21 protein-coding genes are annotated in these 24,711 nt (G+C 38.5%); 10 read left to right on the top strand and 11 right to left on the bottom strand.

The window, feature by feature from the left end:
- Nucleotides 1-3: 3 nt before the first annotated feature.
- Genes KIM67_RS08610 through gldD form a run of 3 tightly spaced genes read left to right on the top strand, consistent with a single transcriptional unit; the run spans nt 4 to nt 2,363 of the window.
- Nucleotides 4-462 (top strand): single-stranded DNA-binding protein, encoded by a 459-nt coding sequence (locus KIM67_RS08610; protein ID WP_213830937.1) that lies wholly within the window; start codon nt 4-6, stop codon nt 460-462.
- 25 nt (nt 463-487) lie between these two features.
- A complete protein-coding gene (locus tag KIM67_RS08605) occupies nt 488-1,816 on the top strand; it encodes a gliding motility-associated protein GldE (RefSeq protein WP_213830936.1) in 1,329 nt (442 codons plus the stop codon).
- On the top strand, nt 1,806-2,363 hold the full coding sequence (gene gldD, locus KIM67_RS08600; RefSeq protein WP_213830935.1) for a gliding motility lipoprotein GldD: 558 nt from the start codon (nt 1,806-1,808) through the stop codon (nt 2,361-2,363). The genes KIM67_RS08605 and gldD overlap by 11 nt, the downstream gene beginning before the upstream one ends.
- Nucleotides 2,364-2,365: 2 nt before the next feature.
- Here the strand turns inward: gldD and KIM67_RS08595 are convergent, their stop codons facing one another.
- From KIM67_RS08595 to KIM67_RS08575, 5 genes are all read right to left on the bottom strand, one after another.
- Nucleotides 2,366-2,785, bottom strand: coding sequence for a hypothetical protein (locus KIM67_RS08595; protein WP_213830934.1), 420 nt, complete (start codon nt 2,783-2,785; stop codon nt 2,366-2,368).
- Between the two features lie 25 nt (nt 2,786-2,810).
- Nucleotides 2,811-3,680 (bottom strand): DJ-1/PfpI family protein, encoded by an 870-nt coding sequence (locus KIM67_RS08590; RefSeq protein WP_213830933.1) that lies wholly within the window; start codon nt 3,678-3,680, stop codon nt 2,811-2,813.
- Between the two features lie 92 nt (nt 3,681-3,772).
- On the bottom strand, nt 3,773-6,169 hold the full coding sequence (locus tag KIM67_RS18690; RefSeq protein ID WP_213830932.1) for a TonB-dependent receptor: 2,397 nt from the start codon (nt 6,167-6,169) through the stop codon (nt 3,773-3,775).
- Between the two features lie 9 nt (nt 6,170-6,178).
- A complete protein-coding gene (locus KIM67_RS08580) occupies nt 6,179-7,198 on the bottom strand; it encodes a transporter (RefSeq protein WP_213830931.1) in 1,020 nt (339 codons plus the stop codon).
- Between the two features lie 78 nt (nt 7,199-7,276).
- Nucleotides 7,277-7,651, bottom strand: coding sequence for a hypothetical protein (locus KIM67_RS08575; RefSeq protein ID WP_213830930.1), 375 nt, complete (start codon nt 7,649-7,651; stop codon nt 7,277-7,279).
- A gap of 86 nt (nt 7,652-7,737) precedes the next feature.
- Between KIM67_RS08575 and KIM67_RS08570 the strand changes: the two genes are divergently transcribed.
- Nucleotides 7,738-8,643, top strand: a complete 906-nt coding sequence (locus tag KIM67_RS08570; protein WP_213830929.1) for an EamA family transporter — start codon at nt 7,738-7,740, stop codon at nt 8,641-8,643.
- A gap of 8 nt (nt 8,644-8,651) precedes the next feature.
- Here KIM67_RS08570 and KIM67_RS08565 read toward each other — a convergent pair whose 3' ends face one another.
- Nucleotides 8,652-10,724: an insulinase family protein gene (locus tag KIM67_RS08565; protein WP_213830928.1), complete on the bottom strand. Its 2,073-nt coding sequence runs from the start codon at nt 10,722-10,724 to the stop codon at nt 8,652-8,654.
- 1 nt (nt 10,725) lies between these two features.
- Nucleotides 10,726-12,048, bottom strand: a complete 1,323-nt coding sequence (locus KIM67_RS08560) for a pitrilysin family protein (protein ID WP_213830927.1) — start codon at nt 12,046-12,048, stop codon at nt 10,726-10,728.
- A gap of 176 nt (nt 12,049-12,224) precedes the next feature.
- Here KIM67_RS08560 and KIM67_RS08555 point away from each other — a divergent pair, with 176 nt between their 5' ends.
- The 6 genes from KIM67_RS08555 to KIM67_RS08530 all read left to right on the top strand — a co-directional run bounded on the left by KIM67_RS08555 (nt 12,225) and on the right by KIM67_RS08530 (nt 19,516).
- Nucleotides 12,225-12,671, top strand: a complete 447-nt coding sequence (locus tag KIM67_RS08555; protein WP_213830926.1) for a DUF4199 domain-containing protein — start codon at nt 12,225-12,227, stop codon at nt 12,669-12,671.
- A gap of 103 nt (nt 12,672-12,774) precedes the next feature.
- Nucleotides 12,775-13,329, top strand: a complete 555-nt coding sequence (gene rplU, locus KIM67_RS08550; RefSeq protein WP_213830925.1) for a 50S ribosomal protein L21 — start codon at nt 12,775-12,777, stop codon at nt 13,327-13,329.
- Between the two features lie 25 nt (nt 13,330-13,354).
- On the top strand, nt 13,355-13,615 hold the full coding sequence (gene rpmA / locus KIM67_RS08545; protein ID WP_112377668.1) for a 50S ribosomal protein L27: 261 nt from the start codon (nt 13,355-13,357) through the stop codon (nt 13,613-13,615).
- 173 nt (nt 13,616-13,788) lie between these two features.
- On the top strand, nt 13,789-15,390 hold the full coding sequence (locus KIM67_RS08540; protein ID WP_213830924.1) for a tetratricopeptide repeat protein: 1,602 nt from the start codon (nt 13,789-13,791) through the stop codon (nt 15,388-15,390).
- 170 nt (nt 15,391-15,560) lie between these two features.
- Nucleotides 15,561-18,437: a TonB-dependent receptor gene (locus tag KIM67_RS08535; RefSeq protein ID WP_213830923.1), complete on the top strand. Its 2,877-nt coding sequence runs from the start codon at nt 15,561-15,563 to the stop codon at nt 18,435-18,437.
- 65 nt (nt 18,438-18,502) lie between these two features.
- On the top strand, nt 18,503-19,516 hold the full coding sequence (locus tag KIM67_RS08530) for a phytase (RefSeq protein WP_213830922.1): 1,014 nt from the start codon (nt 18,503-18,505) through the stop codon (nt 19,514-19,516).
- A gap of 2 nt (nt 19,517-19,518) precedes the next feature.
- On the opposite strand, the gene KIM67_RS08525 is transcribed toward KIM67_RS08530, so the two are convergent.
- From KIM67_RS08525 to KIM67_RS08510, 4 genes are all read right to left on the bottom strand, one after another.
- A complete protein-coding gene (locus KIM67_RS08525; RefSeq protein ID WP_213830921.1) occupies nt 19,519-20,631 on the bottom strand; it encodes an alanine racemase in 1,113 nt (370 codons plus the stop codon).
- A gap of 102 nt (nt 20,632-20,733) precedes the next feature.
- The gene (locus tag KIM67_RS08520) at nt 20,734-21,273 is read right to left on the bottom strand and encodes a DUF1569 domain-containing protein (RefSeq protein WP_213830920.1); all 540 of its coding nucleotides are present in this window, start codon (nt 21,271-21,273) and stop codon (nt 20,734-20,736) included.
- Between the two features lie 52 nt (nt 21,274-21,325).
- Nucleotides 21,326-22,144, bottom strand: a complete 819-nt coding sequence (locus KIM67_RS08515; protein WP_213830919.1) for an SDR family oxidoreductase — start codon at nt 22,142-22,144, stop codon at nt 21,326-21,328.
- 11 nt (nt 22,145-22,155) lie between these two features.
- Nucleotides 22,156-24,543, bottom strand: coding sequence for a TonB-dependent receptor (locus KIM67_RS08510; protein WP_213830918.1), 2,388 nt, complete (start codon nt 24,541-24,543; stop codon nt 22,156-22,158).
- Nucleotides 24,544-24,711 lie beyond the last annotated feature (168 nt).

Genomic DNA, 24,711 nt, shown 5'->3' with positions numbered 1-24,711 from the left:
ATTATGAGCGGAACATTGAACAAAGTGATGCTGATCGGGCATTTGGGAGACGAAGTGAAAATCCATTATTTTGAAGGTGGGAACTGTATTGCAAGATTTCCTTTGGCTACCAACGAAACCTATACCAACAAGCAAACAGGGGAACGGGTTACGAATACGGACTGGCATAACATAGTCATAAGAAATAAAGCCGCGGAAATATGTGAAAAGTATTTGAGCAAAGGCGATAAAGTATACTTGGAAGGAAGGTTGAAAAACCGACAATGGCAAGGCGAGGATGGCAATACCAGATATACTACCGAAGTTCACGTACAGGACTTTACCTTTCTCTCCACAAAGAAGGAAAGTATGGCGAATGCACAACAAGGATCTGGAACAATTCCACAGAATGAGCCTGCAAGACCTACGCCTAGTGCTGCACCTGTTGAAGAAACAGAACAGGATGATGATTTACCATTCTAAACACTAAGATTAAAGTACTTAAAATTTGGACCCTGACCCTTATTGTCTGGCATTTTTTTTAACCACCTTAGACAGTATCTTTTTAATAAAAGTGGCAATTCTTATTTTGCTCCTGTGCTGTTCTGCACTAATTTCTGGTGCCGAGGTAGCCTTGTTCGGGCTTTCGCAAACAGATTTGAACGAGCTTGAAGAAAAAGAGACGTCAAAAGGAAAACTCATTGTACAACTGCTGGAAAAGCCAAAAAAACTATTGGCTACTATATTGATTACGAACAATGCCATAAACATCGGTGTTGTTTTGCTGTTCAGTTCTATTGGGGACACAATTTTTTCAGAAATAGATCAAACGCTGTTCGGAGTGGTTTCTGTGCGTTTTCTTTTAGAAGTCGTAGTAGCTACATTTTTAATTTTGATGTTTGGGGAAATACTGCCAAAAATATACGCCAATAGAAATAGGCTTCAATTTTCAAGCTTTATGTCTATCCCCTTAAAGGCTTTGAATACTGTATTTACACCTTTAAGTGCCCCAATGCGCTCAGCGACTCTTTATCTTGAAGAAAAGCTGGGAAGACAAAAATCAAACTTGAGCGTAAACCATTTATCCCAAGCATTGGAGCTGGCATCCGAAGGCGATACGACGAAAGAAGAACAGAAGATATTAGAAGGCATTGTGACTTTTGGGAATACCGATACCAAACAGGTAATGCGGCCGCGAATAGATATTTTTGCGCTCAATGAAGAGATGAAGTTTCCTGAGGTAATTGAGGAAATTAAGAAAAATGGCTACTCAAGAATTCCTGTTTTTTCAGAAAACATGGATAATGTTCTCGGGGTATTGTACGTTAAAGATTTGTTGCCTTATATAGAGCGAAAGACCTTTAATTGGATGTCCCTGATTCGTGAGCCTTATTTTGTTCCGGAAAACAAGAAGCTGGATGACCTACTGCTGGAGTTTCAAGAAAAAAAGAACCATTTGGCGGTGGTGGTAGATGAGTATGGAGGAACTTCTGGAATCGTAACTTTAGAAGATATTATTGAAGAAATCGTAGGTGATATTAGTGATGAGTTTGATGATGAAGATTTAATATTTTCCAAACTGGATGATTATAATTATGTTTTTGATGGAAAAACGACCTTAAAGGATTTTTACCGTGTCGTTAAGATTGAAAATGAAGAACTTTTTGAAAACAATAAAGGAGAATCTGAGACTATTGCCGGGTTTGTACTGGAAATTTCTGGAAGCTTTCCAAAGTTAGGAGAGAAAGTTTTATTTGAAGAGTATAAGTTGGTTGTGGAGAGTTTAGATAAAAAAAGACTAAAACGCATAAAAGTAACGTTGCCCCATGAAGCATAGCTGGATAGTATGTCTTATTGCACTTATCTTGATTACTGGTTGTAAAGATGAGGTCTTGCCAAAACCCAATGCCATGTTACGATTGGATTATCCAGAGGCAAAATATAAAGAAATTCAAAACGATTGCATCTATACTTTTGAACTCAATACCTTATCAGAATTAAAGGAAAACAAGGATTGTTCTTTGGTCTTGGACTACCCTATGATGAATGGTGCTGTCTACATAACCTATAAGCCCATAAAAGAAAACCTGAACACTTTGCTTACCGATGCTCAAAAGCTATCCTACGAGCACGTAGTAAAAGCAGATAATATTGTAGAACAACCTTTTGTAAATGCCAAAAAAGATGTTTACGGCATGTTTTATGAAGTTAGCGGCAATGCAGCGTCCCAATCACAGTTTTATGTCACGGACAGTATCGACCATTTTGTAACTGGGTCGCTGTATTTCTATGCCAAGCCAAATTATGATTCTATTCTTCCCGCTGCGGTTTACTTACAAAAAGACATCAGGAGAATTATGGAAACATTGCGTTGGAAAGAATGAGCCTATTCTTTCTCTAGTAGCGCCTCCGCCCGTTCGATACTGGAATTTATCTGTTCTTTTAGGGCCTTAACGCTTTCTTCCTCTTCGTCCAGCCATTTTTGTTTCTGTTCGGTGAGTTCTTTTCCCTTTAGAATCTCATCGGAATCAAAACGACTGCCAAACGATTTCATCCAATCCATCATGGCTACATTGGAGTTTTGTAAATCTTTCATTGCAGCTTCGTATTGTTGTCCCGTTTCTGTGGTATCAACTTTACTTTTTAGTTCACTGACCAATTTTCCCAATGTTCCCATCTTGGGCATTACTTCATCATGAACTGCCATTACTTGTTCCATTTGTGTTGATTTTTCTGAAGTTTTCTCTCCTTGTCTACAAGCAGTTATCAAAAACAGAAAGGCGATTAAAAACAAATTATATTTCATTTTTTAGTTCTTTTTTTCAAAAATATTATTTTTCAATGTACGGTGCTAACCCCTCGTCAAACATCTTTTCCGTCATAATGGTCACTACACGGTCGGCCTTATCTGGGTGACCACCTTCAAAAGGGGGTTTTGGGTCATATTCTAGGTTCAATGCAACAAATTCGGCATAGTTTCTTCCTAGAATCTTATCCATAAGTGCCAGGCTCATATCTATACCAGCGGAAACACCGGCACTCGTCCAGTATTTTCCATCATTGGTATAACGTTGTTTAATAAATATAGCACCGTATTCAGCTAATGTTTCATCAGCGCGATACCAATGTGTAGTTGCTTTTTTTCCTTCCAAGAGCCCTGCAGCACCTAGAATCCAAGCTCCCGTACATACACTCACTGTATATTTACTGTTCCGATCAATTTTACGAACCCACTCTAGTAATTTTTTGTCCTTTGTTGCTTCATACGTTTGAATGAATCCACCAGGTATGACCAGCATATCCAACTGTTCAATATCATCGATTCCATGATCCACCTCAATTTTGACGTTATCATTACTTGTGACAGTTCCTTTTTCTCGCCCAATGAGAAGTTTTTTGGTGGGGTACATACTGTTCAACACTGATAGCGGGCCCAGTGCATCCAGAGTAAAAAATCCATCGTAAACCAAAATCCCAATGGTTTCCAGAGTATCTGTTGGAGCTTCATAAATTACGGCCATGGATTCGGCATGTCCCATATTTTGCAATTCTTCATCAGAATAAGGTGTTCCATCTGATTTTAGATTACGTTCTTTTTTTTGCGTTGTTATCTCCTCTTTTACCAAAGCGGTTGATGATATTTTTTTTTCTTGGCATCCTAAAAGGACGATTGTCATTAGGATAAAGATTGTATTTTTCATTTTGAATTTATATTTGTAGTAGTTGTTATATGAGATATTTAAAAGCGATATGACAATAAAAAGAAATGACTTTATAAACACCCTTTTTTAATTTAAAATCGATACGTCAGTGTGCTGCCAAAAGTCAACGGAGCTGCAGTACGAACATTTCTACTTCCAAAGCTGGTATCTGCGTTACCAAATGCTAGATAGGTTTCATCGGTCAGGTTTTGACCCCAGAATGCCAACGTATAGTTTCTAAATTCCAATGTTGCCCTAGCATTGAGCAAGGTATATGAGGATTGTTCCAAGGTGTTCTGAATATCTGTATAGTAATTACCTAAACTCTTAACCTCACCCCTTAGCGTTCCTTTTAATCCTTTTGAAAGGCTTGCCGTGTACTGGGTACCAAGAAAAAAGGTATACTCTGGTGCATTGCCCAACGAATTCCCGCTGATATCAGTAAAAAACTCTTCCCCGGTTTCAAAGTTTGTTCTTCCCAACAAAAAATCTTGGTATTCTGTTTTGGTATAACCAAAACTTGCATCGAGTTGTAAGCCATTAACTGGTATGTAAGATGTCTCTAATTCTAAACCCATGGATTTTGCATCACCAACATTTTCCCGGGCAAAAGTCGAAGGTGCTACTAAGTTGAAAAACTGAATATCTGTCCAATCAATATAAAAAGCAGCTGCACCCAATCTGAATCTATTATCAAACGAACTAACTTTATAGCCCAGTTCGAAATTATTGGAATACTCGGGGTCAAATGTCTGGTCTATACCTTCTGGCAATCGCTGTGCATTTATGCCTCCTGCCCTAAATCCACGGGTATAACTGGCGTAGATGTTGGAATTTTCGTTAGGCGTAAATGAAATTGCTACTTTTGGTGAGATTGCTGAATAATCTCCTTTTTCGGTAATTTCTGGATTAGGTTCGATAAAATCCCCATTTAAAAAAATAATGTTACTGTTAAACGTAGCTTCACGTTCTTCATAATCGTATCGTAGTCCTCCCGTAAATTGAAGTTGTTCGTTTGGCTTAAAACTAAATTCCCCAAAAACCGCCAAACCTCTGTTGAAACCTTCATTTTTGGAAATAAGGTTGGTTCCTCTCGGAAGTTGAAAAAAATCAGCTTCTGCATCGGTAAGCTCATTGGCTATATTGGTCGAAGGCTCAAATGCATTTTGTGTAAAACCAAAAAGCCCTCCGGTGTATTGCCAATTGGAATCGGTTTCAATAGAATTGATTCTAAACTCTTGACTCCATACTTCCTGTGGTGGAAGTTTTTCTCCAATTTCGCCATCTACAAATGAATGGAAAAATCCAGGGAAATCAATATCCTCAAAGGCCAAAACGATATTTTGGTATGTGGTTAGCGAACTCAGTGTATGGTTTTTACCATAATATTTCGTGACAAAGGCAGTGTTTACGATATTTCTGTTATGACTTCCCAATCGGCTCAAGTAAATCTTATCTGGATTTTCAAAAGCGATTTCTTCATTGGGTTGCGAAACAAAAAAACCTGAAGCATTGGACCAATCTTTTTGCGATTTTACATTCAATGAAAACGTGAGTTTTTTGGATGCTAACCACTTTAAACTAAGATTTCCATATAGGTTACGATAATCGCCCACTGTTTCCCCATCTAAAGATGGATCGGGAACCAAAGCCAAGGAAGCATCGTTTTCCCAATACCCATTTCTATCCTGAAACAAGCCAGTAAACCCAAAAAATAATTTGTTTGCTATCAAAGGTGTTCTTAACCCAAAAGAATGTCGTTGTAAGTTGAGGTTTCCAAAACCGACTTCCCCAAAGCCTTCAGTCTTATTTCCAGGCTGTTTTGTAACGATATTGATGACACCGCCCATAGCATTTCTTCCAAATAGAGTTCCTTGAGGTCCTCTCAGCACCTCAATACGTTCAATATCTGTCAATGCAAAACCGTTGGCAAGAATATCCAATTGGTTTACATCATCAATATAGGTTGCCACAGCAGGATTTTCGCTAAAAACCTGAATTCCCCTGATAGACTGGACGGCTTGAAAAGGTACGCCTGCTTCTTGGTAAAGGTAATTAGGTATTATAGCTGTAAGACCGCCTAGATTTATAGTTTGTGTATTCTCAATGGTCTTGCTGTCCAATGAACTTACAGAAATAGGGGAAGAAACCAACGTTTCTTCCCGTTTTCGTGCAGATACGACCACATCCCCTAAAACCGTGGTTGCTTCCAATAAAGTAATATTGATTTCTGATGAATCATCAATTGCGATATTCTGGGTTGCATATCCTATAGCTGATACAACTAAAGTGTTGGCAGAAGCTGTAAACTTTAGTACAAACATTCCCTCCTTATCGGTCGCAGCACCTAAATCACTATTTAGAACTTTAACATTTGCCAAAGGAATTGGATTGCCAAGCACATCTCTTACGGTTCCTTTAACTATTATTTGTGCTGTTCCTGTCATAATTGCAAAGACAGAGAACAGTACTATACATACATTTCTCATAGCTCAACTTTAAAATGCGTATTGGGTTCCGAATGTGATGGTTTCTTTGGTTCTTAACTGGATTCCGTTCAAATCTTGATACAATGGATATCCGAATTCAACACCAAACCTCAGATTTTTGAGCTTGCCAGTTGGAACGTATGTATTTATTCCTATTCCAGAATTGATTAAAGTCCCACCAGAATTATTGGTGTCCGCAGTAATGACCATCATTGGGTTTAGATTTGGGTCAGTTCCTTCGATTTCGTCTACAATAAGACCTTCCAACCTGACGGATATACTTACCCAATCACTTGCCTTTATGGCAAACCAGTTATTCAAACTATAACGATTTCCGTAGCGATATTCTCGGTCGTTTTCCCCAAAACGGAAAATTCCCCGTATTTGCGAACCCCATGAAAGGGATTCATTTTGACCTAAATAGGTAAGTGCTAAATTAGGGTCAATTGTTCCGCTACCTACTTGCATGGGATAGGGCAATTCAACCTCATTAGGGGTCGATGCTGGTGTGACATCGCTTTCCGTGATACTTCCTGTTGGAATAGAAAGTCCTATTTGCCCGTGAAGTGTTTGCTTGTTTTTATTGAAGAACCTGTAAAGAGCCGACAGTTGTATGTCTCCAAAACCGCTTGCTTCGGTGGTGAACGTCCCACCCATTTGGGTAATATGGTCCATTTCCATGGACAGGTAATTGAACATGGCCATTAGCGTAATTTTATCGCTTGGTGCATACATAGCGCCCAACATGTGCATGTTCATTGGCATTTTTGTTGGAGTGACCATGTAATCAGCCAAGGCATTATCAAAAGAAGCATTATCGCTTCCTTGTTTTAGCTCATCCATGTTCATGTACATGTAGCGATAGGAAAACATCCATTCGCCTTTACCATGCATATGGTCGCCCATTACTGAGATAGGGGCATGCCCATCAGGCCTTCCTGCTGACCACTTTTCGGATTTGTTTGTTGTTTCTTGTGCATAACATGCAACGGTGGCCATGAATAAAATGGCCGATATATAATTTTTCATCGGTTTATAAAATTGAAGTGTAGGTGATTGTTTTACAACGTATGTTGCATCACCCTAAAAAATGTTTGTAAGCGTACGTCAGGAAAGAACGCTTGGCGGATGAAAATTAAAGGTACAAAAGAGATAGGTGTAAGAATTCTGATAATCAAAGTGATTTTGATTTGGAATTATATGTGCCTTATTGGAATTAAAGAACAACAAATCAACAAAACCTATTGGGTATTCTTCCATGGTGATTTTTGGAAGGCCTTGTTTTTTTTCATCGTTTTGCTCAGAAAGTCGTTGCATTAAATAGCACTTTCCATTACATTGAAGCTCTACTTTGTCTTTGTTTACGCAAAGAAATTCAGCAATATAATCTTCATAGATAATGTACTCCAACATTGGACCAACGGGACGGACCATTGCTACAAGATAGAGGAGTACAAACCAATAAATGATCGCTTGTTTCACTTTTGCTGTTTAGGCAATGCTAAATTAAAGGATAAAAGATAAAAAAGTCTTAAATAAGCTGCACTTTTGCAGCTTATTTTTAAACTGTGGGAGAACAAAATCGTAAGTGGGTTTATCTTATCGTACTTTCCATAATTTGGGGTACGTCGTATATATTGATAAAGAAAGGATTGGAAGGGTTTAACCCAATTCAATTGGGAGCAATTCGTATAGTTATGGCCGCTCTTTTTCTTTTCATAATAGGATTTAAATCCATAAAGACCATTTCTAGAAAAGAATGGCCATGGGTTGGAGTTTCGGGTATTATAGGGAGTTTTGTGCCTATGTTTTTATTTGCTTTTGCAGAAACGGAAATTGACAGCGGCATTGCTTCGATTCTAAACTCTCTGGTTCCACTTTTTACACTGTTCATAGGACTGTTTATTTTTGGTATAAAATTTACCCAAAATCAATTTATAGGAGTTGCCGTAGGTTTGATAGGAGCGGCACTTCTCATTTTTTTTGGCACCGAAATAAACCCTGACCAAAACTATTGGTATGCAGGATTGGTCGTTGTAGCCACTATTTGTTATGCGTGCAATGCAAACATCATTAAAAGTAAATTGCAGGATGTATCGCCTATGGGAATTGCAGTAGGTAACTTTTTGGTCATTTTTATTCCCGGACTTTGTATTCTGATCTTTTCAGGTTTTTTAAAGAAAGAGGTGGTTTCTGGCCCTTATTTTCTAAGTTCTCTGGGGTATATTATTTTGCTGTGTATTTTGGGCACTTGCGTTGCAAAGGTCATGTTCAATAAGCTGGTTAAAATTTCTTCTGCGGTCTTTTCCGTGTCCGTTACTTATTTGATTCCGATAGTAGGTGTCTTTTGGGGTATCGTCGATGGAGAAAAATTTGCGTTTAGGCAATTGCTTGCAGCTGTGGTAATTTTGATAGGGGTTTATGTCGTAAACAAAAAAAAGACGCCACAAAGGACGTCTTCTCTTAAAAATTAAATGTAATCTTATTCAAAATCCGAAGCGGAAACCCCCTCGTTTACTTTGATTTCCTTTACAATAAACTCAAAATTTTGAGGCCCCATGGTCTGGGATAACTTGAATGGAAATTTAATGCCAGATACTTCTTTGTAGTCACTATATTCTAGTGTATTCATCATTTGCTGTCCTTGTACCTCTTCTGTATTCACTTCCTGAAGTTTTAAACCAGTTTCCATATCATAAAAAGAAGATTTTTTATCCGTTATCTTAAGCTTGTACGCTTTTTTCCCACTTACTGGCTCCACACCTTCCAAGGTTATGTTTCCAGCAGACAAATAATTAAGCTCTGGAAAGGCAGCGGATTCCTCTTTAATTCTGGTAACTTCTTCGGGAGAAAGGTCTTTTCTCTGACCTTGGGCTACCATATAGCCTTTGTCTCCATCGAGAACTTGTTTTTGCATGGAATTGCCCATCACTTTTACGTCTTGCATAAACTGGTCCTTGGTGGTTTTCTTCATTTCAAGTTCCAACTTCATTCCTTGCATTTCTGCTTCTGCCAGCATTGCGTAGGAGCTAACACCTTCCAATTTTTCTTTTCCACCTATGGCCGCTATATATTTTTCTAAGATAGCTTCTACAGTGATCCCTTCTGGAGCATCAGCTTCATAATCTGGTTTCTCCGTTTTGGTCGCATATACATCATAAAATAGAGTGGGAACGGCTTTGCCTTTGAATTCTACCTTTTCAAGATTTTCCAAAACTTCGCTTCCTTTTCCTGTAACTACTATTCTTATGTTATCTGTAGAAAGATGTTTTTGTGCCGCTTTTTGCACATCGGTTATGGTTACGGCTTCTATCCGCTCCAAATATGTTTTATAAAAATCTTTTGGCAAATCTTCAGTTTCTATGTTCAATGCATAGTTGGCAATAGTTTCTGGTTTTTCTAAAGCCATAACGAAGCTTCCCGAGTACTTTGCTTTAGCATTTTTAAGCTCTTCATCGGTTACGGGCTCGTTTACCATTTTGTCGATTTCCTCTAAAATTTGGACTACGGAGCTATCCGTTACGGCATTCCGTACTTGTGCAAATGCGGAGAATCGCATTAAGCTGTACTTGTTATCCCTTATCGAGGAATACGAACCGTAGGTGTACCCTTTATCTTCCCTAAGATTTTTGAACAACCTTGCTTGCGAGCCTCCTCCAAGGATTCTATTGGCCAAAAGGGCGTCAAGGTAATCCTCGTCCTTCATCTTTAGGTTCGTGATGTTTTGAACGGATACTTCGGATTGTACCGCATTGGGCATATCCACAAAATTTATCTGGGTATATTGCGCATCTGTAGGTTTTGTGTAACTAAAGGATGGCGGGGTAGCTTTGGACCATGGCGTAAAATATGTAGTTACCAATTCCTTTACCTTATCAAGTTCCACATCGCCCAAAACAACCAAATAGGCATTGGCAGGAACAAAATTGTTTCTGTAATACTGCTCTACATCTTGTAACGATACATTGTTTACGGTTTCCTCTGTGGTCATTTCACCATAAGGATGATTTTTGCCATAGGCTAAGGCTAATTGCACCCTATTCGCAATAGCAGAAACGTCTTTTTCTTCAGATTTTATTCCTGTGATAAGCTTATCTTTCTCTTTGTCGAACTCCTCTTGTGTAAAATTTGGGTTCAAGGCTGCATCTGCCATAAGCTCCAAAATTCTTGGGAAATATTTGGAAAGGCAGCTTGCAAAGGCACTTTGGTCCCCAATGTTAATGTTTGCTCCCAAAAAATCCACTTCTTCGTAAAAATCATCTTTAGGAATGGATTTTGACCCTTTACCAAGCAAGCTAGAGGTCAAGTCCGAGACTCCGGCCTTGTCACCCTGTAAAATAGGAGGATTGTCCAAAGTCAATTGCATGGAAACCCGTGGGAGTTTATGATTCTCTACAACCATGACCTTAAGACCGTTGTTAAGCTCAAAACGAACAGGTTCTTTTAAGTTGATTTTTGGTGCAGGACCCGGTTTTGGTTGTTTGGACCTATCTATTTGTGCGTACGATACTGTCATGAAAAAGGACAGTAAAGAAAAAATGATATACTTTTTCATCTTAATTAGCTTCTTTTTGTTCTGGCAAATATTCTAACTCCACCCTTTGGTTTACCTTTAAGTACTTTTTGGCAACTTCCATAATTTCCTCTCTTGTAATGGAGCGGTAAATGTCTATTTCTGTATTGATGAGATTAGTATCGTCTCTTAACATGTAGTTTTCTGCTAGAGAATTGGCAATGCCTTCAATACTGCTATTGGCATTAACGAACCTGTTTTCAAACTTATTCTGAAGTTTTTGATAGTCTCTTTCTGAAATCAACTCCATTTGTACTTTCAAAATTTCTTCATCTATTTCATTTTTAAGGTCTTGGATTGAATTTTCTCCTACAGGCAGTGCACCTACTACGTAAGAACTAAAATCCTCAGCTGTAATTGGCACGGAAAATATTTGAAGTGCCATTTTCTTTTCATCAACCAATTTTTTATAGAGCTTGGAACTTTCCCCATCACTTAAATACGTTGATATCATATCAATAACATAAGCATCCCTTTCGGCTTGTCCCGGAGTCCTGTAGGCAAGCAAAATAGCTGGAATCTGAATATTTGGGTCGTAATACTTTGCCTGTTTAGTTATGGTTATAGGATCTTCAACAATAGTATTTCTCTTTATTTCAGCTCCTTTGGGAATTGGCCCAAAATAATCGGAAATCATTTTTTTTGTCTTTTCCTTTTCAATATCACCAGCGACCACGAGTACCGCATTGTTGGGTACATAATAGATTTTATTGAAGTTTTTAAAATCATCCAAAGTTGCGCTTGCTAAATGATCTAGGGAGCCAATTACGCCCCACTTGTATGGATGTTTGGTATACAAGTTTTTAAGTAACACCTCAAAGAATGCGCCGTAGGGAGAATTATCGACTCTAAGCCTTCTTTCTTCCTGTACTACTTCTTTTTGTGTGTCCACCCCAATTTGTTCTATAACGGGATGAAGTAGTCTTTCGGATTCTAACCAAAGTCCTGTTTCTAGGCTATTGGATGGAAAAGTTTCATAATAGTAGGTACGGTCAAGAAAGGTATTTGCATTTCCGCTACCTCCGTTGGAAGAGACTATTTTGTCCCATTCTCCACGCTTAATATTTTTGGTTCCTTCGAAAAGAAGATGTTCAAAAAAATGTGCAAACCCTGTTTTCTGAGGATCTTCGTCTTTGGATCCTACATGGTACATTACCGCAGTAGTTACTACAGGCGCAGAATTATCTTGGTGTAAAATAACATGCAAGCCATTGTCAAGTTTGTACTCTTCAAAGCTGACTTCTTGTGCTACAAGAAAATTACCCACGATAAGCACAAAAAGTGTTGATAGTAAATGTCTTTTCATAATATGGTCTTTGTGTTTATACATTAATAGTGTTAGTGTGAAATCAGTGCTGTATGTTACACTAAAATAGATTGAAATTTAAAGGATATATGGAATACCAAACAAGTCTTTAACAAGAAATTTAGTATAATTCATGAACAATCAGTAAATTATACATCCACCAAAAAAATATTAAAATGAAAAAATTAACCCTGCCAATTCGTTTTGGAATAGTTACGAGTGCAAGTTTGATAGCATATTTTTTAATATTATCCTTGTTGGGAAAACATACCAATGTTTTTTACAGTCTTTTCAATGGATTTATTACTGGCTTTGGGATTTATGAAACCATTAAATATACAAAGTTGAGGTTGGGAAAAGATTTCTCGTACGGAAAAGGCTTTACCGCAGGCATTACTACGGGCTTTATCGCTACCCTATTGTTCACCATTTTTTTTGCATTGTATTCCACAGAGCTGAATTCCAAATTTCTCAACGAGCTTTCAGCGGTATGGGCAAAAGATTATGCCAATTTCGAAGGTATTGTTTTCTTTACTGTCGCTATAATGGGATTTGCTACCGCCTTGGTTTTAACACTTTCTTTTATGCAACTCTTCAAAACCTCTAATAATCCTAAAAAATAATCTTTCAAATGAGGGAATATTACTTGTGAATTAAGGATTTAGCAGTATATTTGCACCCGCTAATTTTGATAAAGCACAAATAATTTAATCTAATTAATGCATTATGTACGCAATTGTAGAGATGGCAGGGCAGCAGTTTAAAGTTGCAAAAGACCAGAAAGTGTACGTTCACCGTTTGCAAACAGAAGAAGGTAAGAAAGTAACTTTTGATAAGGTACTTCTTTTGGACGATGCAGGTGACGTGACTATTGGCGCCCCGGTCATAGAAGGTGCGGCTGTTGAGGCCAAAGTAGTAAAACACCTTAAAGGAGATAAAGTAATCGTCTTTAAAAAGAAAAGGCGTAAAGGATACCGTGTAAAAAACGGACACAGACAGTCTTTAACAGAGATTGTAGTAGAAAGCATTGTTGCCAAAGGCGCTAAAAAAGCTGCTCCGGAAAAAGCCAAAGCAGAAAAGCCAGTTGCCGAACCAAAGAAAGTTAAGGAAACCAAAGCCAAAGAAACCAAGGTGGAAGCTCCAAAGAAAGAAGCTCCAAAGAAGACTGAGGATTTGAGTGCTAAAACGGTGGCAGAGTTGAAAGAAATGGCAAAGGCTAAAGGAATTTCTGGAATTTCTTCCATGAAGAAAGCAGAATTGATAGAAGCTTTAACGAAATAAGACAAGAACTAAAAAATAAATATCCATGGCACATAAGAAAGGTGTAGGTAGTTCAAAAAACGGTAGAGAATCAGAATCGAAACGATTAGGAGTTAAGATTTTTGGTGGACAAGCTGCTGTTGCTGGTAACATCATTGTTAGACAACGTGGTACCAAGCACAATCCGGGTGAAAACGTATATTTGGGTAAAGACCATACATTGCATGCGCGAGTAGACGGTATTGTAAAATTTCAGAAAAAAGCGGGTGGAAAATCATTTGTTTCCATTGAGCCATTTGAAGCTTAACAGAAAGCTTTTATACGACACAAAAAACCTCGCTATTTAGCGAGGTTTTTTATTTTATATCCTTTTTCTGCTCAATATGACATAACCCATTTTTAAAGGTTTCATAACCTAAAGGTGATATTCCTCAGTAAGGAAATAGCTTTACTTAGTCCTCAAGTACATCTAGGTCTAGAATGGGTAGAAACTTCAAATCCTTTAACAATACTATACTAGTTTTGTTTTTTGTTCATCTTGCTGGCTATTGCCAACAAAGTGAAGTTGACTTTTCATCAGATAAAAAACTAGATTCAGTTTTTCTTCATTTACAGAAACAGTTAGAAGAATCAAGATTTAGCCAGGTATCATCTCGAGCAATAGTTCAAAATTATATAGCACTGGGGGAGTACTATCATGTGCTAGGACTTTCTTCGGAGGCCATTAGCCAACTTAATCAAGCTTTGGAGGTTATAAGCGCTGATTCTGACCCTAGCCTTTATATCAAACTGAACAACAACATAGGTGAAGTATACCTTTCGCTCAACAATTTTGAACTGGCCGAACAGTATTTTACGGATACTATGAAGGTTTCCACGGAATTGGACCTTAAAAATGAACAAGCTGAATCCAAAAGTTTACTGGGAGCCTGTTTTGAGAAAAACGGGAAGTACGATAAAGCATTACAATATCAAGAGGAAAGCTTGTCGTTGTTTGAAGTGCTGAACGACGAAAATGGAGTTGCCATGACCAACGAGAATATTGGAAGCATCTATGAAGATTTGGAAAAGTTTGATTTAGCGTACCAATATTTCGCAAGAGCTTACGATTACTTGCAAGGTGCTAATTCGGACAAAGAGATCAATGTACTTAACAATTTAGGAGATGTCTATAGAAAAACCGGGGATTATAACACAGCATTGATTCAGACCAATACAGCTTTGGAGATAGCGGTTCGGTTAAAAAATCACCATCAAATGGAAAGTGCCCATAAGGATTTATCCAAGACTTACGCACTAATGGAAGACTACGAAAAGGCGCATGAGCAATTAAAGGAATCGGATAGAATTAACAATGCAATACGCAATGCGCAGAATACCGATCAATTGAATGTTTTCCAGACGATTTATGAAACCAATAAAAAAGAAGCACAGATACAATTACTTAAAGAGCAGAACAAGGTAAGTACAGCCAATCAAAACTTGCTTTGGGTCGCTCTTTTTGCCATTGCTGCAATCCTTACTATTCTTTATAGTTATTTGGGAAGAAAACGAAAAGCAAAGATTAAGATTCAAGAATATAAACAGCGTATGTTGAAGGCGGAGTTGGATAAAAAGGAAATTCAGGAAGAAAATTTGCAACGCGAAGTTCAATTGAAAGCCTCGTCTTTATCCAGATATAGTCTGCATTTATCACAAAAGAATAAAATACTGCTAGATTTATCCAATACCCTCAGAAACATTGCTTCTAGGCAAAACATGAACATGCATGGAAAAATAAAACAGCTTGTAAAGGAGATAGACGTCAATCTAAAGCAGGAAAATGAGTGGGACGAGTTTATGAGCTTTTTTAAGGAGATACATCCAGAATTCATTAAAAAGCTTTCCTCTTTGTCCCAGAGCAACTTGTCGCCGGCAGAGCTTCGGTTGGGAATGTTATTGCGCCTAAATCTTTCATCAAAAGAAATAGCGACTATTTTAAGGGTGACCCCAGATAGTGTTAGGATAGCAAGATATCGGTTACGTAAAAAACTCCCCATTGACCAAAAAGAAGAATTGGTAAATTTTATGATAGAACTTTAAGCTAGTTTCCATCCCTTCTTTACAAAAGGTTAGCACAATGTAAACAAACTGTAATTGTTGCCTTGTTGTTTATGTTGAAATAGAGTTTTGTTTCCCTTTTGTTTTCGTTTAGTTTAAATCATAACGAGTTGATATACATAGCTTTGAATTCCAATTAAACGTAAATGTATATGAAACCGATTGACCTGAAAAAATTATTGTATGTAACGTTCTTTATGTTGTTAGGCTTTGCCAAAAGTCAAGCGCAAACCGGAAATATCCAAGGAACGATTTCCGATGAAAATGGAATTTATGTGCCTGGTGCAAATGTGATGGTAACCGACCTTTCAAAAGGAGCGATTACAGATTTTGATGGAAGATTTACCATAGTAGCGATTCCAGAGGGAAACCATACGCTCGAAATTTCATATTTGGGCTATTCCACCATTCAGCAAGAAGTAACCATAACTGCCAACAAAACCACTTTGGTAAATCTTACGATGAATCCCAAGAACCTTGAATTGGATGAGGTACAAGTAACGGCTTATGGATTAAGTGGACAGGCCAAAGCCTTGAATACGCAGAAAACCAACCTGAACATTACCAATGTAGTTTCCACGGACCAAATTGGAAAGTTCCCAGATGCTAATATAGGTGATGCCGTAAAGCGTATCCCAGGAATTACCATGCAGGTGGATCAAGGTGAGGCCAGAAACGTAATCGTTAGAGGTTTATCGCCTCAATTGAATTCGGTAACACTGAATGGAAGCAGGATTCCCTCTGCTGAAGGCGATAATAGAAATATACAGATGGATTTGATTCCTTCGGATATGATCCAGACCATAGAAGTGAACAAGGCGGTTACTCCAGACATGGATGGAGATGCTTTGGGTGGTTCCATAAACTTGGTCACTAGAACAGCGCCCCAAGGTTTAAGGGTTTCTGCAACCGCAGGTTCCGGAATCAATTTTATTACGGACAAGCGCATTTTGAACGGTTCATTTTTAATAGGTGACCGCACCAAAAATGGAAAATTTGGTTGGATGCTCTCCGCTTCCATAAACGATAATGATTTTGGCTCGGATAACGTCGAAGCAGAATGGACGGATGAATTTGAATTCAATACTGGTGAAACAGAAATTGTGGACGGCGAGGAAGAAGCCGTTATCGATGCGGTCGATGTTGACCCTTATACCAATGTCACAGAACAGCGTACTTATTTGGTACAACGCATTAGAAGAAGCTTTGCTGCCAACTTGGATTATCAAATTGACGCTAATAACAACATTTTCTTAAAGACCATGTACAACTGGCGGGATGATCGCGAGAATCGTTTTGTACTGGCACAAGAAATTTTAGATGCAGAAGATATTGAAGAAGGTGATTTTACGATTACCAATGGAGTGCCTACAAGATTTCCTGCAGAAATTGTCCGCGAAACCAAAGGAGGAATCGATAGTGATAGAAATGAAAATAGAAGATTGGAAGACCAACGTATGCAAAACTATAGCTTAGGAGGCAATCACTTGTTCGGTAATTTAAAAGTAGATTGGATGGCTTCCTACGCGAAAGCGTCCGAAGAACGCTTGGATGAGCGCTATGCAGTTTTTGCTTCCGAATATATTGTCAATAATGATAACAGCAATTCCGAATTTCCGATAATGACCGCTGAAAATCCATCAGATGCGAACGATTTGGAGAGTTTTGAATTTGATGAACTGACCAATGAAACCCAGTATACAGAGGAAGAGGACCTTAATTTCTTTATCAATTTTGAGCTTCCGGCAGACTTTTTCGGAAACGGGGACGGTTTTATAAAGTTCGGTGCCCGCGGACGCTTTAAAAATAAGATAAGGGACAACAATTTCTTTGAATTTGATCTAGAGGAAGAATTTCCGACATTGGCAAGTGTGCCCACAAAAGATTACACGGATCCAGATTATTTGGCGGGAAGCCAATATGCGGCGGGACTTTATGCAGATGAGGCTTGGTTAGGGACGCTCAATCTTACCGAGGGGGAAGCTGTACCCGATGAATTTTTAAGAGATAATTTTGACGTTGAAGAAAATGTTTGGGCGGGCTATGTTATGGCCAACCAAAAGTTATCGGATAAATTTAGTGTTTTGGCAGGGCTCAGGGTCGAAAATACGAACATTACAGCAACAGGAAACAATATCTTGAACGAAGAAGAAGATCAAGGTGACATTACCGAAGAAAGTTCATATACAAACGTACTCCCCGGTGTCCATTTTAAATATGATTTATCCAATAGAACCATATTGCGATTTGCTTGGACAAATACCTTGGCAAGACCTAATTATGTGGATTTGACTCCTTTTCTGGACGTTACGGAGGACGAAGAGATCTTTGTTGGTAATCCGAAATTAGACCCGACCACCTCAATGAGTTTTGACTTAATGGCGGAACATTATTTTGACAATGTAGGACTGATTTCGGGAGGATTCTTTTACAAGCGTATCAATGATTTTGTTTATACTTTTATTTCCGAAGCGCCCGATGATGCCTTTGGTGAAGGTACCACTGGTTTTGATGTCTTTCAACCGTTGAATGGAGATGATGCCACGATTTTTGGTGCTGAACTCGCTTTTCAACGTCAATTGGATTTCTTGCCGGGATTCGCTAGAAACTTTAGTATTTACTTGAATTATACCTATTTAACATCAAGTGCGGATGGCATTCGAAATGAAGATGGTGACGAACGTACCGATTTGGATTTGCCGAACACAGCACCGAACATGTTCAATGGGTCGTTGGGATATGCCGATAAAAAATTCAGTGCAAGACTTTCGCTAAACTTTTCCGACTCTTATATCGATGAGATTGGCGGTAACGATTTTGAGGATAGGTATTACGATACCCAGTTATTCTTGGATTTTAACGCAACGTACGCCATCACTTCCAAGCTTAGACTTTATGCCGATTTAAATAATATTACCAATCAGCCCTTGCGCTATTTTCAAGGGATAAGCGAGCGTACGCAACAAGTAGAATTCTATAGCTCACGATTGACATTTGGTTTAAAGTACGATTTGTTCAAGAAAAAATAATCTATCCAAACCAGCCTAAAATCTATTCTTAAAATTAGATTTTAGGCTACTTTTATCCTATTCCAATGAAAAACAAATACGCATATTTTATATTGATTTTGGTAGTGGCGGCATGTAACCAAAGCAAACTACCAGCAATAGCACCAGATGTAATTACCCAAAACACACTTAATGATACTGATGACCCAGCAATTTGGATAAATCCAGAGGATACCTCAAAAAGTATTGTTTTTGGAACCGACAAAGAAACAAACGGAGCTATCTATGCTTTTGATTTGGATGGAAAAATCATAGAGGATAAAACCATCAGGAATATTCAACGACCCAACAATGTTGATGTGGAGTATGGTTTTCAACTGAATGATTCCACAACAGTGGATGTTTTGGTTTTTACCGAGCGTGAAAAGCAGCAAATCAGGCTTTTTTCTGTACCTGATATGAAACCTTTGGATGGTGGAGGATTTCCGGTTTTTGAAGATGAAAGCGCATATGACCAAAAACTTCCTATGGGAATTGGACTCTACAAATCTCCAATGGATAGTCTCATTTATGCCATTGTCGGTAGGAAGGCAGGTCCAAGTGAAAATTATTTATATCAATATAAGTTCACCGCAGATAGTACAGGAGTACAATCCAATTTAGTAAGAAAGTTTGGTAAGTTTAGCGGTCAAAAGGAAATTGAGGCCATTGCGGTGGATGATGAAAGCGGGTTTGTATATTATTCTGATGAAGGCATTTGTATCCGAAAATATTACGCAGAACCATCAAAAGGCAATGAAGAAATATCATGTTTTGGTGCTGAACATTTTTTAGAGGATATCGAAGGTATTGCCATTGCAACCTATCCTAACGGGGAAGGCTATATTATTGTCTCTAACCAACAACAAGGCGAGTTCAATATTTTTTCAAGAAAGGAAAATGAATTTCTAAAAGCTGTAAACCTGAGCACCCAGGAAACAGATGGTTGCGAAGTCGTTACTGTTCCTTTAAACGGTACTTTTAAAAATGGTCTTTTCGTGGCAATGAACGATGAAAAGAACTTTTACTTTTACGATTTAGGTAAATTAATGGAAAAGTAGGTCTAAAAGTTCAATTTTCTTTTTCTAGCAGTGATCTGCCATGTATCTGTCTTTTGACCATTTTCGATTACCGATACTTCATCGTGCAGATTAATGGTAGGACAAATATGATATGGAATTCCGTATAAAACATCACCGATTTTGAGGTCTTCCCAGTTCTGTACTTTTAGAACTCCGTGCTCTTCACTTTGCGAAAGAAGTTCGTACCCGTCTAGATTAAGAAACTTAATTCTTTTGTCGATAGGATTTTCCGGTGCTACGGATTTATGGCCTAAATCCAGGGTCACAATGCCCTCGGTAGGTTTTGAAATGATTCGGGTTACCAAAAGTGCAGCATAGTTAAAGTTCTGTTCTGTTAGCTTTTCACTATAGCCCCAATCCCAAAGAACGCAGGTTCCAGGACTGGTGATTCGGTCTTCATTTAGTAAATGGGAGGTGAAGGAAGGTGTACCGCCACAAATTAGTTGAAGGTTTGGATACTCATTTTTTAGGCTTTGGAAGTAATCCGTTACTGCTATAAATCCGTTTTCTATTTTTTCGTTTCGGGTGGCAAAACTGTTATCCCTCAGGTGACCATCGTATACATGAAATCCTTCAAAGTTTAACGATTTACAGTCCTTTAAAAAAGTGATAAGTTTATCCAAGCCCGGGCCCATCTTGATTCCCGAACGATTCATTCCATTGTTGATGTCAATATAAATATTGATTTTTAACTCTTGCGCACTGGCTTTGGAGTTGAGTAATTCCGCTGTTTCAGTAGAATCGATTAGGGTCGAGAACGTAGTTTTCGAAAAATGTGAAGCCAATGAAAGCAATCGGTCTACTTTGGGCCCTACCAATTGGTGTGCAATTAAAATAGCATTTGCTCCTGCTTCAGCAGCAATCTCTGCCTCAGAAATGGTCGAAGCCTTAAAATTGGAAATTCCTGAATCCAAAAGTAACTGCATCACTTTTGGCATTTTGTTGGTCTTAACGTGAGGCATCAATCTTTTGATATTACCCTTCATCAAAGTGATCATCTCTTGAATATTATGCTCTACGTGATTTTTAAAAATAACCACGGATGGTGAATCCACTGTTTCAATATTCTGGATTTCATACCAATTGTTTTTCATTACCGTCAAAGTTTATAAAGCGAACTATCCCTTTTCTGATTTTAGAACCAATGTAACCAATTGTTCGATGAATACAAGTTGGATTGGGCACTTTAAATCTTTCTATTCTTTTAAAATGTCTTTTATGATTTTTAAGTGATGATGGGTATGAACCTTTAAAAAGCGTTTGGTCTGTTTTTTATTAAGTACGTTAAAATAAGGATGCTTAAAATGGGCTTTCGTATCTAGGGATTCTATTTTCACCAAATTTTTACTTGCTTCTTCCAATTGAACGTAAAGACTATCTTTAAAAATCACCTTGGGAGGCAATACTATTTTTGGGGATTGGGCTACACCACGCGTAAAATCCCCATAGGTAAAAACAGCTATTCTGGTAAGATTGATGTTAAATTTGAATGCCTTTGGGTCTGACTTTTCCAAAGCTTCGCAAATTTTATTGATGGTTTTTAAACTATGGTCCAAATGCCAAGCCACATCAACTTTGGATACCAAAGTATCGATACTGTCCTTATGAGGAATATAGTGCTCAATTTCTGAAAACTGCTTATCCAAAAAATTAGTTTCTAGTTCGGAATTTCTAATCAAAACAACACAGGTTAAAATGATTGGTGCCAGTAAATATATAAAAGTACCTTTTCTCATGTAAAGTTGTTCTTGAATACCCTCAAAGTAACGTCAGCTTTCTAATATAACTTTACGATTTCACTTTTTGATGTTTGGTCATATTACCCATTACCATTTCCATGATTTTTATCTTCCCCCACCGCGGTACGGTACGTAAACCAAGAATTAGAATTTTCGTCAGAGCACCTGGAAAAATGGTAGATTTTTTCCCTAGGGCCTTTAAAATGGGTACAGCTATTTCTTCAGGTTTTAAGGCACTGCCCATATGCATGTTGGCTATTGTTGCAAAACCACTGTTAACGGGTCCTGGTGCGGCAGCCAATACGTCGACATTATAAGGTTTAAGCTCATGGTACAATGCTTCGCCCAAAGATTGTACATAGGCTTTTGTAGCTGAATAATTAGCGGCATTTGGCACTCCTTGAAAACCGACTATGGAACTCATAAGTATGATTCCACCCCTTTTCTGCTGAGCAAATTTTCTTCCAAAGTAATGGGTAAGCATCATTAGGGCCAACGAATTCACTTGAAGCATTTGTATTTCGGCTTCTAGGTTTGAACGAATAAATACACCAGATGTTCCAAAACCCGCAGAAGCTATAAAAAGCCCAATTGGTAAATCCTCAAGTTCTTCAATAAGTTTATAAATGCCCGTAGTGGTCGAAATGTCAGCTACGACTACTTCGGTGATAATTCTAAAATCATTTTCAAGATGGTTGCTCAATGCCTGTAGCGCTTCTTCATTTCTGCCGCTCAGAACTACATTGAGACCAGCTTCCGCCACTTTTTTTGCCAACGCTTCCCCGATGCCGGAAGATGCTCCAGTAATTAAAGACCAAGGTCCATAAGTGTTCAATAATCTATGCTTTGTTCGAGAGGAAAGTTTCATTGATTGGAGGTTTAAAATTGAAATTTGTACCCAAAGTCAGGAAAGAAACCTATTTGATTCACTTGGTCAACTTGATTGGTCAAGCGATTGTAACGTCTTACAAATGCATTTTCATTATTGGTCACGTTCTGTAAATCAACATAGAACTGATGCGACCTCTTTTTTGTACTGCTGTTCAAACGAATCCCAAATTTGACATCCCAACGGAAATAATCATTAAAACGCTCACTGAATGCTAGATTTTCTTGCTGCACTTCAAAACCTGCTTCTTGGGATGCTTCCAAATCGATAGGTGTAAAATATTGCCCGCCTGAAGTTGCTAAACGAGTATCCACAAAGAGCACGTTACGCCCAGAAGCCCCGATTTTAAATTCTCTACCGATCAAAAAATTGACCACATAGCCATTATTGAAAGGACTGTTTCGCTCAATACCATCACTGCCTTCGTATCTGCTTTCAAAAAAAGACCCTGTTAATAAACCATAATATCCTTTGCTGAAAAACTTTTCCAAGGTGAACTCTATGCCACGATTAAAACCGGTCCCATCGTTTACCAATGATACCCTGTCATTGTCAAAAACAAAATCGGCGCCTTCGGTTAACGAGGAATAGCTAGATGGAAAGGGTTCCACTAAAGCATTGTCAATATCTTGATAATAGACTTCTATTTTGCCACGCCAGTTAGCTGCCAATTTTATATCGTAACCCAATACATAATGGGAACTACGAACAAAATCCAAGTTACGGTTAGTCTGTATTGTTTCACCATTGCTATTTTCATTAATAAAAAGCAAAGGCAACGGGGCAGGTTGATGGTGTAGACCATAACCAAAGCTGAGTGTTTGGGAATTGGAAAAATTATATTTGATTCCGGCTCTAGGTTCAAATACAAACTGCTCGTTAAGAGAACTGTATAGGCTGTGCAATCCGGCGTTGAGTGTTATGTTTTCCGTTAACCGGAATCGTCCTTGCAGGTACGGTTGTACCACTGCAAAACTCTCATCAACATCTCTAACGGTAGCAAAATCTGGGTCTCCATCTCCATCAGTATCGGGTTGCTCTTCCCTGTCTCTAAGCAAAGATTCTAGGCCAAAGTTCTCTACCAAGATTCCGCTACGCAGGGTCACTTTGTTGCTTAGCTTACTATTAAAAAGGGTTGAAAAAGTAAGTCTGTTTTCTAGGTCATCGGTATCGAAAAAAGGAATAACCCGTTCGTCAGGTGTATCTTTATTAAAATAACGATCAGCGTTTACCTCGCTCTGCGCCAATGAGCCCCCTACAATAGTTTGTAAATAGGTGTTATTACCAAGATTGATGCGATGCTTTATGCCCAATACCCCAAAACGTGATTCAACAAAAAGGTCTTCGTCCTCGGCGGCGAACAAATCATCCTCATCGATTTCATCCCCTAGAAAGTCTATGTTGGACGTCGCCAAAATGCCAAACAGGGAGAAGTTTCCCAATTTTCCTTTTCCAAAGTTTAGGTTGAAGGATATATCCGCATAATTGGGAACTGCAGTAGATGCTCCACCAGCCCCACCACCAATAAGGCCAATCAGAGAATAACGAGCAGCTAAAAGAAAGGAGCCGTTGTTATCACCCATTGGGCCTTCAGCAGTAGCTTCCAAACCTGTAAAAGCTCCCGCTTGCGCAGTGAATTCATAGTTATCGACATTCCCGTTCCGAAAGCCAAGGTCAAAAATACCACCTAGTGCATTGCCATATTCCGCGGGGAATGCAGAAGTGATGAAATCTGAATTTTTTAGCATATTCGGGTTGATGGCAGAGACAGGACCTCCCGTAGTGCCAAAAGCTGCAAAATGATTGGGGTTGGGGATGGGAATGCCCTCAACCCTCCAAAGTAATCCTATTGGGGAGTTACCTCTTACCACAATATCATTTCGGCTATCATCTGGAGTGGATACCCCTGCAAAGTTTGCAGCCAATCTACCAACATCGCTTCGCCCACCAGAAAAACGAGTTACTTCCTCAATTCCAAATTGACGGGCAGATACCGTAGCAGACTTGTTCAAAGGCCTGTCTTTATTGGTATCCGATGTTAGCACAACCTCGTCTAGCTGATTAAAAGATTCCAATAGGCTAATGGTAAGGCTTACATCTTTTCCAGACGTAACGATTACATTCGGGATGGTTATGCTTTCATAACCGATATAACTTATCTGTACAGCTTGCCTTCCCAAGGGAACGTCCTTCAGAATAAAGCGACCATCAAAATCCGAGATTGTTCCAGTTGCCACTTCAATATTTAAAAGCTCAACAGTGGCGCCTTGTAGGGGCTGCTCAGATTGCTTGTCGATTACAATTCCTTTTATTACTCCGGTTTGTGCCATTCCCGCTAATCCAACGAATGCGAATAATGCTAAGACAGTTTTTCTCATAGTTTTTTGATTAATTGAGCCAAAAGTGAACCATCATTGTTTTTGCAGGAAATATGATTGGTTGGAGTGTTGGATTTACTTTTAAAATGATAAATAAGAAAGTGGATGGTATATAGATAGTGAAATGGAGATGAATACAATTCAACAACAATAATGACAATACAAGAT

Origin of the sequence: Flagellimonas sp. 389 (assembly GCF_018449435.1) — a bacterium.
Classification (GTDB): domain Bacteria; phylum Bacteroidota; class Bacteroidia; order Flavobacteriales; family Flavobacteriaceae; genus Flagellimonas.
Note: the sequence above shows the minus strand (reverse complement) of the source record. Positions and strands in the feature narration are given on the sequence as shown.